Source organism: Streptomyces cynarae (assembly GCF_025642135.1).
In the GTDB taxonomy this organism is placed as follows: domain Bacteria; phylum Actinomycetota; class Actinomycetes; order Streptomycetales; family Streptomycetaceae; genus Streptomyces; species Streptomyces cynarae.
The window spans coordinates 874,911-887,028 of the sequence record NZ_CP106793.1; the positions used below are offsets into that span (position 1 = coordinate 874,911).

Annotated in this window: 12 protein-coding genes and 1 pseudogene; 5 read left to right on the forward strand and 8 right to left on the reverse strand. The window is 71.9% G+C overall.

Annotated elements, in window-relative coordinates; all coding sequences use genetic code 11:
* Positions 1-156: 156 nt before the first annotated feature.
* From N8I84_RS04245 to N8I84_RS04255, 3 genes are all read right to left on the reverse strand, one after another.
* Positions 157-1,977: a HAMP domain-containing sensor histidine kinase gene (locus N8I84_RS04245; protein WP_263228242.1), complete on the reverse strand. Its 1,821-nt coding sequence runs from the start codon at positions 1,975-1,977 to the stop codon at positions 157-159.
* Positions 1,974-2,666, reverse strand: coding sequence for a response regulator transcription factor (locus N8I84_RS04250; protein WP_263228243.1), 693 nt, complete (start codon positions 2,664-2,666; stop codon positions 1,974-1,976). Before N8I84_RS04250 ends, N8I84_RS04245 begins: the two co-directional genes overlap by 4 nt.
* Positions 2,667-2,773: 107 nt before the next feature.
* Complete coding sequence (locus tag N8I84_RS04255) at positions 2,774-3,526, reverse strand: L,D-transpeptidase family protein (protein ID WP_263228244.1); 753 nt, start codon at positions 3,524-3,526, stop codon at positions 2,774-2,776.
* 147 nt (positions 3,527-3,673) lie between these two features.
* On the opposite strand from N8I84_RS04255, the gene N8I84_RS04260 reads away from it, so the two are divergent.
* On the forward strand, positions 3,674-4,345 hold the full coding sequence (locus N8I84_RS04260; RefSeq protein ID WP_200423002.1) for an AIM24 family protein: 672 nt from the start codon (positions 3,674-3,676) through the stop codon (positions 4,343-4,345).
* A 67-nt stretch (positions 4,346-4,412) separates the two neighbouring features.
* Complete coding sequence (locus N8I84_RS04265; RefSeq protein ID WP_263228245.1) at positions 4,413-5,039, forward strand: alpha-ketoglutarate-dependent dioxygenase AlkB; 627 nt, start codon at positions 4,413-4,415, stop codon at positions 5,037-5,039.
* A 6-nt stretch (positions 5,040-5,045) separates the two neighbouring features.
* Here N8I84_RS04265 and N8I84_RS04270 read toward each other — a convergent pair whose 3' ends face one another.
* Together N8I84_RS04270 and N8I84_RS04275 are read right to left on the reverse strand one after the other, a co-directional pair.
* Positions 5,046-5,627, reverse strand: coding sequence for a TetR/AcrR family transcriptional regulator (locus N8I84_RS04270; RefSeq protein WP_263234659.1), 582 nt, complete (start codon positions 5,625-5,627; stop codon positions 5,046-5,048).
* Positions 5,624-7,090 (reverse strand): MFS transporter, encoded by a 1,467-nt coding sequence (locus N8I84_RS04275; protein WP_263228246.1) that lies wholly within the window; start codon positions 7,088-7,090, stop codon positions 5,624-5,626. Before N8I84_RS04275 ends, N8I84_RS04270 begins: the two co-directional genes overlap by 4 nt.
* 402 nt (positions 7,091-7,492) lie before the next feature.
* On the opposite strand from N8I84_RS04275, the gene melC1 reads away from it, so the two are divergent.
* Entirely contained in the window at positions 7,493-7,897 is a 405-nt protein-coding gene (gene melC1 / locus N8I84_RS04280; protein WP_263228247.1) for an apotyrosinase chaperone MelC1, read from the forward strand.
* A 35-nt stretch (positions 7,898-7,932) separates the two neighbouring features.
* On the forward strand, positions 7,933-8,757 hold the full coding sequence (gene melC2 / locus N8I84_RS04285) for a tyrosinase MelC2 (RefSeq protein ID WP_263228249.1): 825 nt from the start codon (positions 7,933-7,935) through the stop codon (positions 8,755-8,757).
* A gap of 95 nt (positions 8,758-8,852) precedes the next feature.
* Here melC2 and N8I84_RS04290 read toward each other — a convergent pair whose 3' ends face one another.
* Both N8I84_RS04290 and N8I84_RS04295 read right to left on the reverse strand, forming a co-directional pair.
* Positions 8,853-9,287, reverse strand: a complete 435-nt coding sequence (locus tag N8I84_RS04290) for a PPOX class F420-dependent oxidoreductase (protein ID WP_263228250.1) — start codon at positions 9,285-9,287, stop codon at positions 8,853-8,855.
* 58 nt (positions 9,288-9,345) lie between these two features.
* Positions 9,346-10,033, reverse strand: a pseudogene (locus N8I84_RS04295) (ribonuclease H family protein).
* 129 nt (positions 10,034-10,162) lie between these two features.
* On the opposite strand from N8I84_RS04295, the gene N8I84_RS04300 reads away from it, so the two are divergent.
* Complete coding sequence (locus tag N8I84_RS04300; RefSeq protein WP_263234660.1) at positions 10,163-11,167, forward strand: zinc-binding alcohol dehydrogenase family protein; 1,005 nt, start codon at positions 10,163-10,165, stop codon at positions 11,165-11,167.
* A 3-nt stretch (positions 11,168-11,170) separates the two neighbouring features.
* Here N8I84_RS04300 and N8I84_RS04305 read toward each other — a convergent pair whose 3' ends face one another.
* Positions 11,171-12,034, reverse strand: a complete 864-nt coding sequence (locus tag N8I84_RS04305) for a Cof-type HAD-IIB family hydrolase (protein WP_263228251.1) — start codon at positions 12,032-12,034, stop codon at positions 11,171-11,173.
* Positions 12,035-12,118: the final 84 nt, after the last annotated feature.

Consider the following 12,118-nt stretch of genomic DNA (forward strand, 5'->3'; position numbering starts at 1 on the left):
TCCCGTCCTCCCGCATCGAGACATCGAGACTCCCGGGACATCGTTCCCCGCTTCGCCGCCGATCACCGGTCGAACGGGAGAAGCCGGCGCCGAGCGGCGCGGCGTCGGCCCAGGAGGACCCCGTAGAAGGGGCGTGCCGGCGTCTGGGCGGCCGGGTCAGACGTCCGTGGGTGCGGGCGTCGCCGGGAGCCGCAGGGTGAAGACCGAGCCGGTGCCGACCTCTGAGGTGACCGTTACGGTTCCGCCGTGGGCCGTGGTGAGCTGGCGGACGATGGGTAGTCCGAGACCGCTGCCGCCGGTGCGCCGGCTGCGGGACTTCTCCGCTCGCCAGAACCGGTCGAAGACGTGACGCAGGTCCTCGGGTGCGATCCCGCTGCCGGTGTCGGCGACCTTGAAGACCGTACTCGCTTCCTCCCTGCGGGCGGCGATCGTGATCGTGCCGTCGGCCGGGGTGTGGCGGATCGCGTTGGAGACCAGGTTCCCGAGCGCCTGCCGCATCCGGACGGGGTCGGCGTCCAGCCACGGGTCGCCGTCCACCCGCGTGACCAGGCGGATGCCGACGGTGTCGGCGGCGACCTTGTGGGCGGCGGCCACCTGGGCGAGGAGTTCGGCGGCGCGGACGGGTTCGCGGTGCAGCCGCAGGGTGCCCGCGTCGGCCGCGGCGAGGTCCTGGAGGTCGTCGATGACCCGCTGCAGGATCAGGGCCTCCTCGTGCAGGGAGGCCAGCAGTCCGGCGTCGGGGGCGACGGTGCCGTCGCGGGTCACTTCCAGCCAGCCGCGGATGTTGGTGAGCGGGGTGCGCAGTTCATGGGCGACGTCACTGACCATCGCCCTGCGCTGCGCCTCCAGACGTTCGCGGCGCTCGGTCAGCGCGTTGAACGCCTCTGCGAGGATCCCGGTCTCGTCGCGGGTGGTGACGGGCACGCGGACGTGCCGGTCGGGCGGCTGCTGCGCGGCATGGGTGAGCGCACGCAGCGGTCGTACGAGGCGGGTGGCGACCACGGCGGTGACGGCCACGGTCAGGGCGAGGACGAGCCCGGTCACCGCGACGACCTTGGCCTTGTTGGCGGGCGACATGTCGAAGCGGGGCAGGGTGCCGCCGCCGGTGCCGAGGAACAGCTCGGCCGCCGGGGCGACGTAGGGGTCGAGCTGCCGGCGACGGGCCTGGGCGATGCAGTCGCCGCCCTTCTGCTCCTCCGCCGTGGGCCTCGCGTTCTCCGCCTTCCTGACGGGGAGGTAGCTCAGCTCGACCCCCTTGACGGTGAAAGCCACCGCGAGGGGCAGCCGCGAGCCCTCGCGCTTCAGACACGTCCCGACCAGGCTCGTCACCGCGGCGATGGCCTTCTCCTCGGTCGGCATCGGGGTGTTCAGCCTTCCGTCGGCACACTCGGTCGCCACATAGGCGTCGGAGACGGATCCCTCCGCGCCCGTCAGCACGGACCGGCCGCTCGGCGCCGTCTCAACCGTCGCCTCGTAGCCGCCGCGCCGGTAGCACGCCTGCCGGACCAGCGCGAGCTTCCGCACCCGGGCACGCTCGTTCGCCGTCAGCCGGTACGGTCCCACCGCACGGGGATCGATGCCGCTCAGCTGCGCCCCGGGTTCTGAGTACGTGTCGGTGCGCAGCGGGTCCACGGTGGCGGCGGCCTGCGGCGGCAGGGAGGTGCCGTGGCGCGCGGAGTCGGCGATCAGGACCCGGTCGGGCGTGGTCAGGGCGATGCGCCGGCGGGTGCGGGCGGACAGCGCGCGTACGGTGGCCTCGACGCCGGACCAGTCGGTGTGCGTGGCGGCGTATCCGCTCAGCTGCCGCAAAATCTCCGTGTCGTCGGCGAGCGCCTGGCCCTGTTCCTCCTGGATGGCCCGGGTGGTGGTCTGCACCGCCAGCCACGCGGTGGCCGCCACCGAGCACATGGCGATGAGCACCGAGGTGACCATCAGCCGGACGAGGAGGCTCTTGCGCAGCGGTATGCCGCGGCTCACCCGCGCTCTCCGCTGAGCTTGTACCCGACGCCGAACACGGTCAGCAGGCGCATCGGGCGGCGCGGGTCGGGCTCGATCTTCTTGCGCAGGTTCATGATGTGCACATCGATCGCCCGTTCGGTGGAGGCCCGGTCGATGCCGCGGGTGCACTGCAGCAACTGCCGCCGGGAGAAGACCCGGTCGGGTTCGCAGACCATGGCGAGGAGGATCTCGTATTCGCCCGGGGTGCAGTTGACGGGCTCGCCGTCGCACAGCACCTCGTGCCTGACCGGGTCGATGGAGATGCCCGCTGCCCGCACCGCGTGCTGCTGGTCGGCGCTCTGGCGTCCGCTGCGCCTGAGCACCGTTCGGATGCGAGCCATCAACTCGCGCGGGCTGTAGGGCTTGGTCATGTAGTCGTCCGCGCCGAGCTCCAGGCCGAGCAGGACGTCGTCCTCGGTGGAGCGGGCCGTGAGCATCAGCACGGGAACGTCGTCGTCGCGGCGCAGCACCCGGCACACGCCGAATCCGTCGACCACCGGCAGCATCAGATCGAGGACGACGAGGTCGGGCCGGTGCCGTCGAACCGCCTCGAGGGCGGTCCCGCCGTCGTGGACCACGGTAGCGGTGTGGCCCTCCCGCACCAGCGAGAGACGAATCAGCTCGGCCTGCATCTCGTCGTCCTCGGCGACCAGCACATGTGCGCACACGCGGCCGATGCTAGGCGCAACGGACCGTGGACGGCCCGCGAAGAGGGCCTTCCCACAGGCTGACAGCTTCCTGACATCCGTGTGCGGATCCGGCCGCGGGGGGCAGATCAGCGCGCCAGGGACGTGGCGTCGCCCATCACGACCACCGGGTGCCGATCCGGGTCCAGAGCGCGCAGCAGCGCCTTCATGTCGGCCTCCTCCAGGGTGACGCAGCCGTGGGTGGGGCCGCCGTGGTCGACGTGGAACCAGATGCCTCCGCCCCGGCGGCCCCCGAGCGGGCGGGTCCAGTCACGCGGCGAGGTCCCCGGCTTGCGGTTGTAGTTGATGGCCACCACGTAGTCGAAGGCGCCGGCGAGGGACTCGCCCTCGAAGCCGGTGCCGAGGGCGGTGAAGCCGTGGGAGTGGTCGTACGGCAGCCGGGTGCCGGGGTCGGGCAGGCGCCCTCCGGCGTCGGTGAGAGCGTAGACGCCGATCGGTGAGCGCAGATCACCGGACATGTGGTGGTCGGTCCAGCCCTTGAGGGCGTTGTGCGCGGGCCACTGCCGGCCGGCCTTCCAGCCGGAGTCGGTCCGCTCGTACAACACGACGGCGGAATCGGAGGAGTTCCGGTCCTTCCCGGTCACCACGACGACCTGCCGGGCGTTCGACGGTATCCCGGCGCGGGTTCTGGGCCCGAGGCCGGGCAGTTCCTCGGGCGCGTCCGGTGTCGCCGCGGGCGAGGACGCGGGTGCGGGCGTGCCCTCGGCCCCGTCGGCGGCGACGGCCGCGCGTGTCTGTGCCGCCCCGCCGCCCGACTGGCACCCGGCCAGCAGCAGGGAGACGGTGAGCACGGCAGCCGGTACACGTATTGCTGTGATCATGCTTCGACAGTCACTGAAACATGTAAGAAAGTGGTCAGGACGCGGCCCCTTCGAAACCGAACTACTCATGAACGCACAACGAGTTGTTGCCGTTTCAGAACAGCCGTGATCTTGGCGGAGGGGAACCCTCCGGGACAGGATGCCCGCATGAAGGGTGATCTCTTTTCCAGTGACCACATGGTGCAGCCCGCCGCCGCCCCGGGCATGTCCCTGCAGAACGCCAAGTCCATCCGGTACGTCGTCGGCGGCGAGATGTTCGCGCGGCAGGGCTCGATGGTCGCCTACCGCGGTGACCTGAGGTTCGAACGCAAGGGCCAGGGCGTCGGCGGAATGCTCAAGCGGGCGGTCACCGGTGAGGGCCTGCCGCTGATGTCCGTGCGCGGGCAGGGGGAGGCGTGGTTCGCGCACGAGGCGCAGAACTGCTTCATCGTGGACGTCGAGCCGGGTGACGAGTTCACCGTCAACGGGCGCAACGTGCTCTGCTTCGATGCGAGCCTGTCGTACGAGATCAAGACCGTGAAGGGCGCCGGGATCGCCGGCGGCGGGCTGTTCAACAGCTTGTTCACCGGACATGGCCGGCTCGGCCTGATCTGCGAGGGCAATCCGCTGGTGATACCCGTCTCGCCCGAGCTGCCGGTGTTCGTCGACACCGACGCGGTGGTGGGCTGGACGGCCCGGCTGCACACCTCGCTGCACCGGTCGCAGTCCATCGGCTCGATGCTGCGTGGCGGTTCGGGCGAGGCGGTGCAGCTGAAGCTGGAGGGCGAGGGGTACGTCGTCGTACGGCCCAGTGAGCTGACTCCGCAGAAGGAGCACTGACGGTAGGAGGCCCCGCCTCCGGAACGCGACTGAACAGATTTTCGAATCAGCGGAGTACGCTGCCTGTATGGCCACGCACCTCCAGGGCTCGCTGTTCGACCAGACCGACGACATCCACCTCGGCCCGCTCGGCGGGCTGCGGCGGACTCATCTGGGCGCCGGGGCGTGGATCGATGTTCTGCCGGGCTGGCTGGGCGGGGCCGACGCGCTTTTCGTGCAGCTGGCCGAGGAGGTGCCCTGGCGCGCGGAGCGGCGGCACATGTACGACCACACGGTGGACGTGCCGCGACTGCTTGCCTTCTACCACGCCGGGGACCCGCTGCCGCACCCCGTGCTGGAGAAGGCGCGCGACGCCCTGTCCGCGCACTATGCGGCGGAGCTCGGCGAACCCTTCGTGACGGCCGGTCTCTGCTACTACCGGGACGGCCGGGACAGCGTCGCCTGGCACGGGGACCGCATCGGCCGGGGCGAACGCGAGGACACCATGGTCGCCATCCTGTCCGTGGGCGTGCCGCGTGATCTGGCGCTGCGGCCGCGCGGCGGCGGGCAGGCCGTCCGGCGTCCGCTCGGGCACGGGGACCTGATCGTGATGGGCGGCTCCTGCCAGCGCACGTGGGAGCACTCGATCCCGAAGAGCAGCCGGGCGACCGGGCCCCGGATCAGCATCCAGTTCCGGCCGGCCGGGGTGGGCTGACCCGGATCAGGGGGTCAGCTGTGCCTGTACGGCCGGTGCCCAGCGGTCGGCGATGTCGTCGAGGTCCGCCGCGCGCAGGTGGGTGCCGCGCGCGATGCCGAACATCACGCCGAGGCCCAGCAGGGCGCTCACCGCGAGTTCGGCGCGCAGGCCCGCGTCGGGACCGCTCAGGCGCGCGGCGAGGCGGTCGCCGACCTGGGCGCGGAAGTTGGCGCGCAGGATGTCGCCCTGCTCGCCGTGCAGGGGCGCGAAGACGATGCGCAGGAGCGGGTCGGCACCGTGTCGCGTCTGGCTGAGCAGCACGTGGCGGACCATGTGCCGGCCGAGGTTCTCGAGCGGTGCGTCCAGCAGGGCGGCGGCGTCCGCCTCGAAGGACATCACCTGGGAGAAGAGGGTGTCCTTGTTGCCGAAGTACTTCAGGATGAGCGGCGGGCTGACCCCGGCGCGGTCGGCGACCGCCTTGAGCGTGATGTCCGCATGCGCGTGCCGGGCGAGCAGATGGCGGGCGGCGCGCAGGATGGCGGCCTTGGTGGCCTCGGCGTCGCGGCGGGCGGGGGCGGTGGCCGGTGACGTGGTCACGGTGATCAGGCTCCTTCCAGCGCCGTGTCGGGCGACGGCGTCCTGCGCCCGGGGGTGCCGCCCGGGGTGCGGTCCCCCGGGATGGCGAGGGCCGTGGCGCACGCCACGAGGGCGACCGTACCCGCCATCGCGAACGCCAGCAGATAGCCGTGCAGCGTGGGGACGGGGGCGCCGCCCACCAGAGCGGTGTGGTGGACCAGGACGGCGGCGACACAGGCGCTGCAGGTGGCCTGGCCGATGGTGCGCATCAGCACGTTGACGCCGTTCGCGGAGGCGGTCTGCCCCGCCGGCACGGCGCGCAGGATGAGGGTGGGCAGCGCCGAGTAGGCGAGGGTCGTGCCGATGGCGACGACGGACGCGCCCACGATGATCATCCACAGGTGACGGCTGTCCGCGATGCGTACGGCGTATCCGAGGGTGAGCACGGCCGCGCCGACGGCGAGGGTGGTCCGGGGTCCGCGGGCCGCCGAGATGCGGGCGGAGACCGGGGAGAACAGCAGCATGATCACTCCGCCGGGCAGCAGGCACAGACCTCCGCCGACGATGGACAGGCCGAGCCCGTAGCCGGTGGCCTTCGGCGCCTGGACGAGCTGTGCCGTCACCAGTGAGTTGGCGTAGAAGCCGAAGCCGACCAGCAGGGCGGTGAGATGCGGCAGGGCGACGCGGGGGCGGGCGGCCAACCGCAGGTCGACGAGGGGCCGTTCGGCGCGCAGCTGTTGCAGGCACCACAGCGCCAGGATGAGCACGCTGCCCGTGAACAGGCCGAGGATCCGCGCGCTCCCCCATCCCCACTGGCCTCCCTGCGACACGGCCAGCAGCAGACAGACCAGCCCTGCGGCGAGGCCGAGTGCGCCGAGGACGTCGAAGCGTCCGGGGGCGCGCACAGGCGACTCGCGCACCGCCCACCGGGCGAGGGCGAGACCGGCGGCGCCGAGGCCGCTGGTCACCCAGAACATGGCGTGCCAGTTCACGTACTGGATGACGAGCGCGGCCAGCGGCAGGCCGAGGGCCGCGCCGATGCCGACGGTGGAGCTCATGAGGGCGACCGCGGATCCGGTGCGCTCGGGCGGCAGCTCGTCGCGCAGGATGCTGATCGACAGCGGGACGACCGCGGCGGCCGCGCCCTGGAGCGCCCGCGCCGTGATGAGCACGCCGATGTCGGACGAGAGCGCGCAGAGCACCGAGCCGAGCGTCATCAGGGCCAGTGCGGTCAGCAGCACCCGTCGCTTGCCGTACATGTCCCCGGCGCGCCCGAGCACCGGGGTGAGCACCGCTCCGGACACCAGGGTGGCGGTCACGGTCCAGGAGACGGCGCCCGCGGAGGCGCCGGTGAGCCGGGGGAGGTCGGGCAGCAGGGGGACGACGACCGTCTGCATGACGGCCATGAGGATGCCGCCGAAGGCCAGCGCGGGGACCGCGAGCCGGTCGCGCACTTCGGGACGCCCGGCCGGTCCGGTGGGTATGGGGACCATGCGCACTCCAGTGGATCGGCCCGAGGGAATCGTGGTGAATGGCAATTCACCGTAGCGGGTGAATTGCCGTTCACCCAAGGCTTTGTCGCCGGTGGCGTCACCCGAGTCCTCAACGGGCCGACGAGGGGCGGCAGTTCGCGTCACATGTGAGGCGTGAGCCGGGCCACGAGACTGCCGCCAGGAGAGAAAGATCCACTTCCAAGCCCCCCGGAGAGGGCGGAATTTCCCGTTCCGGTGCTCCCGCGATGAGACACGACAGCAAGATCATCTTGGTTCAACTTTGTAGGACATGGCGGCAATTGTCCTGATCGTAGCCAACCACCTTCCGGCGATTTCCAGGGCTCACCGGTCGGCGGATAGGCAGGAGGCGTCACATCAACCCTCTTCGACCGGAGGATTCGTATGCCCCCACTCACCCGCCGCCGCGCCCTCACGGCAGGCGCCGCCGTCGCCGCCACCGCCGGCCTGCCCGCACCGTCGGCCTCGGGCCACAGCCGCGAACACGGACACAGCCACGGGCACACCCACGACCTCGACCACGACCACGACCACGACCACGGTGCCCCGGAAGCATTCGACGAGGTCTATCTGGGCCGCCGCATACAGGGCCGCCCCCTGGCGGGCGGCCACCACCACGGTGGTGGATACGGCGTGTTCATCGACGGTGTGGAGCTGCACGTGATGCGCAACGCGGACGGCAGCTGGATCAGCGTGGTCAGCCACTACGACCCGGTGCCGAGCCCGCGTGCCGCCGCGCGCGCAGCCGTGGTCGAACTGCGGGGCGCCCCGCTCGTCACCCTCACCTGACCGCCCGCCCCAGCACCTTTCGGAGCCTGACGCACATGACCGTACGCAAGAACCAGGCGACCCTCACGGCCGACGAGAAGCGGCGGCTGGTCGCCGCGCTCGTCGAACTCAAGCGCAACGGCCGCTACGACGCCTTCGTCACCACCCACAACGCCTTCATCATGGGCGACACCGACACAGGGGCACGGACGGGACACCGCTCACCGTCGTTCCTGCCCTGGCACCGCAGATTCCTGATCGAGTTCGAGCGGGCGCTCCAGTCCGTCGACTCCTCCGTCGCCCTGCCGTACTGGGACTGGACCGCCGACCGCTCGCCTCGCTCCTCGCTGTGGGCACCGGACTTCCTCGGCGGCACCGGGCGATCCCTGGACGGGCGGGTGCTGGACGGGCCGTTCGCCGCGTCCACCGGCAACTGGCCTCTCACGGTGCGCGTGGACGGCCGCACATATCTGCGGCGCTCGCTCGGCGGTGGCGGACGCGACCTGCCGACCCGAGCAGAGGTCGACTCCGTGCTCGCGATGTCCACCTACGACATGGCGCCCTGGAACAGCGCGTCGGACGGCTTCCGCAACCACCTCGAGGGATGGCGGGGCGTCAACCTGCACAACCGCGTCCACGTGTGGGTGGGCGGTCAGATGGCCACCGGAGTCTCCCCCAACGACCCGGTCTTCTGGCTGCACCACGCCTACGTCGACAAGCTGTGGGCCGAGTGGCAGCGTCGCCACCCCGGCTCCGGGTACCTTCCCACGGGCGGCACACCGGACGTCGTCGACCTGAAGGAGCCGATGAGGCCGTGGAACGACGTGCGCCCCGCCGACCTGCTGGACCACAGGGCGTACTACACGTTCGACACCGACTGACGGGCGGGACCCGGACGTTCGCCACCGGCTGACGGCTGGGGCCCGGGCAGCGGACAGCATCTTTCGCGGGGTTGTGACAGGGTTTCCGGGCCCTGTCAGCGCGAGGACGACGCCCAGGGCCCCACGCCGCCGATGCGCTCGATCGTGTAGCGCACGACGTACCCGGGCCCCTTGGGCGCCGGGAACTCGGCGTCCGGGGCCATGTAGACCTTGGCCAGGCGGTTGAGCAGGTCCCAGGCGCCGTCGCTCGGCTCCACCGCGGCCCGTGCCCGCAGTACGGCGTACTGGTTCAGGAAGACCCCGGGCACGCGTGGGGCGTCGAAGGACAGCACCACCCGCGGGTCCCGGTCGATGTTGCGCAGCTTCACGTGCCGCGCCATATGACCGCTGACGATGTCGCCGCCGTCCAGTCCGATCCAGATGACGGTCACCTGAGGGCTCCCGTCCGGGTTGATGGTGCTCAGATGCGCCATGGGGCCGGACTCGATCAGGTCCCGCAGATCGTCCGGCAGACGGCTGTTCCCGTTCATGACTCAGGAACGTACCGCTCCGCGCGCGAGGGCGTCCGGAAGCCCGGAGAAAGTCGTCTCAGGTGTCGCCGGCCGTACGGCACTCCGGGTGGCCCCAGCCCTGGGCGTTCTTGGCGATGGGCTCGCCCGCCGCGTAGGGGCGGCCGCAGACGCAGCGGCCCGCGAACTTCGCCTTGATCGTGCGGGATGTGGTCCGCTTCCGCGCGGGCGCGCCACGGCGGGCCGGGGCGGCGGTGGCGGCTCGGGTGACGGCGGCGGCTCCGGGAGCCGTAGGCGCTGCCCGCCGGTTTCTGCACGGTGGCCGCCTGGCTGGCGGCGCGGTCCGCGAAGTCGTTGAGGCGGTCGCCGCCGACCTGGTGGGCGGGTACGTAGCGGAACTCCACCTCGCGGCCCGCGAGCAGCTCGTCGATGCGGACGACCAGTGCCTGGTTGGCGACGGGCTTGCCGGCGGCGGTCTTCCAGCCGTTGCGCTTCCAGCCGGGCAGCCAGGTGGTGACCGCCTTCATCGCGTACTGGGAGTCCATGCGGATCTCCAGCGCGATGCCCGGGTCCACCGCGCTCAACAGCTGTTCGAGCGCGGTGAGTTCGGCGACGTTGTTGGTCGCGGTGCCCAGCGGGCCGGCCTCCCAGCGGCTCGGGATCTCGTCGACGTCGGCGACGACCCAGGCCCATCCGGCGGGTCCCGGGTTTCCCTTCGAAGCCCCGTCGCAGGCGGCCACAACACGTTCAGGCATGCCCCTGATCATGCCACGCCCCGGCCGCCGCCCAGGTCCCGGCCCTGGCCCCCGCGCTGTCCGGAAGGGGTCGTGCCGCGCGCGGGACCGTCGGCGTGGCGACACTGGAAGCAGGCAGTCGTGGACGGGACGGGGCACGTGATGCGCGCATGGGTGGTGGACCGGCCGGGGCCCGTCGAACGGGAGCCGCTCACGTTCGTGGAGCGGCCGGCCCCGGTGCCGGGCCCCGGTGAGCTGCTGGTGCACGTGCGGGCGTGCGGTGTGTGCCGTACGGATCTGCACGTGGCCGAGGGCGACCTGCCGGTGCGGCGGCCGGGGGTGACACCCGGGCACGAGGTGGTGGGCGTGGTGGCCGGGATCGGCGGGGGCGTGAGCGGGTGGGCGAGCGGCGACCGGGCGGGCGTGGCGTGGCTGCGCCGTACGGACGGCACGTGCCGGTACTGCGTGCGCGGCGCCGAGAACCTCTGCCCGGCCTCCGAGTACACCGGCTGGGACGCCGACGGCGGCTACGCGGAGTACACGACCGTGCCGGCCGCCTTCGCCTACCGGCTGCCGGAGGCGGTGGACGATGTGGCACTGGCGCCCCTGCTGTGCGCCGGCATCATCGGCTACCGGGCGCTGCTGCGGACGTCCCTGCCGCCGGGCGGTCGCCTCGGGCTGTACGGGTTCGGCGGCAGCGCGCACCTGTGTGCGCAGGTGGCGCTGGCGCAGGGGGCCACGGTGCATGTGCTGACCCGGGACGAGGCCTCGCGGGGGCTCGCGCTCCAGCTCGGGTGTTCGTCGGCGGGCGGTGCCTACGACGCGCCTCCGGAGCCGCTGGACGGGGCGATCCTGTTCGCACCGGCCGGTGATCTCGTCCCGGTGGCGCTGCGGGCGCTGGACCGGGGCGGCGTGCTGGCGGTCGCGGGCATCCACCTGAGCGACGTCCCGGCCCTGCGGTACGAGAGCGAGTTGTTCTACGAGAAGGAGCTGCGCAGCGTCACCTCGAACACGCGCGAGAACGGCCGGGAGTTCCTGGACCTCGCCGCCCGGTACGGCGTACGGGCGACCACGCACCCGTACCCGCTGTCCGAGGCGCAGCGGGCGCTCGGCGACCTGAAGGCAGGACGCTTCGACGGGGCGGCCGTGCTGGTGAACGACCTCTGAGTGTCAGCCGGTGGGCAGGTGCATCAGGCGGGTGATGGTGCGCAGAACGCCGTTCTCGGTGTTGGGGGGCGCGAGGTAGCGGGCGCGGCGGACCACGTCCGGGTGGGCGTTGGTCATGGCGAAGGACCACTCGGCGGCGTCGAGCATCTCCAGGTCGTTGAGGTAGTCGCCGAACGCCAGCGTCTGCGCGGGTGTGATGCCGAGGTCACGCTGGAGCCTGCGCAGGGCGGCGCCCTTGTTGGCGGTGCGGTTCATGATGTCGACCCAGTGCTCGCCCGAGACCACGACCTGGTGGGTGGCCGTGAGCGGCTCCAGGGCGGGGGCGGTGGTGCGCTCGACGGGTCCGAAGTCGAAGAGGGCCACCTTGAGGAACTCGTCCTCCACGGTGGTGAGGTCGTCCACGGGCTTCAGCAGGGCGTAGTACCTGCTTGCCTCGGCCATGAAGGCGTCGTCCGTGCGCTCGACGTAGGCGGAGTTCTTCCCGCACAGGACCGCTCCGACGTCCACGCCGTCGGCCGCGAGCCGCCGTGTGGTCCCGATGACGCGGGCGGCCACCGCGGGGTCGAGGGGGTCGGAGCTGAGCTCCACGCCGTCGCGGACGACGTACGTGCCGTTCTCGGCGACGAACACCATGCCGTCGTCCGCGTCGGCGAACTGCCGGGCGAGCGTGGCGTACTGGCGGCCGCTGGCGGGGCTGAACAGCACACCGCGGCGGCGCAGCTCGGCGAGGAGGGGCCACAGTCCGTCGGGGATGCGTCCGCTGCCGTCGAGGAGCGTGCCGTCCATGTCGGTCACGACGAGCCGGATGTCGACGGGGTCGCTCGGCAGATCGGGGGCGGTGAGGAGGCACGCGGGCGTGGCGGACATGTCCTGCTTTCTGTGGCAGGCCGAGGGAGGGGGACTCGGCCGGGGGTCGGCTGTCCTCGGCGCCATTGCCTCGTCAGGCACCCC